The sequence below is a fragment of the Streptomyces exfoliatus genome (assembly GCF_000725545.1).
In the GTDB taxonomy this organism is placed as follows: Bacteria; Actinomycetota; Actinomycetes; order Streptomycetales; family Streptomycetaceae; genus Streptomyces; species Streptomyces exfoliatus.
The window spans coordinates 1-320 of the sequence record NZ_JNZP01000105.1 but is presented as its reverse complement, the minus strand read 5'-3'; the positions used below and the strand labels follow the sequence as shown (position 1 = coordinate 320).

Below are 320 nucleotides of genomic sequence, written 5' to 3'. Positions count from 1 at the left end.
CCCCAGACGGTGCCGTCGGCCGCCGCGCTGATGTCGGTCAGACCGCCGGGGACGCCGTGCCACGGCGTGGCGTCGTCGTTGGTGAACCGGTAGATCTGCCCATTCGCGTTCACGCCCCACACGTTGGAGCGCGACCCCGCCGAGATCTTCACCAGACCGCCCGCGATCTTCTTCCAGTGGCCGGTGGTGCCCTGGTCGCCGATGTAGCGGTAGATCTCGGCGTTGGCGTTGACGCCCCAGACGGTGCCGTCGGCCGCCGCGCTGATGTCGGTCAGACCGCCGGGGACGCCGTGCCACGGCGTGGCGTCGTCGTTGGTGAA

General features: G+C 70.3%; 1 protein-coding gene. It reads right to left on the bottom strand.

Translation table 11 applies throughout. The annotated features are described in order from the left end of the window. On the bottom strand, positions 1-320 hold a 320-nt coding region (locus IO20_RS0134305; RefSeq protein ID WP_031127813.1), incomplete at both ends, for a tectonin domain-containing protein.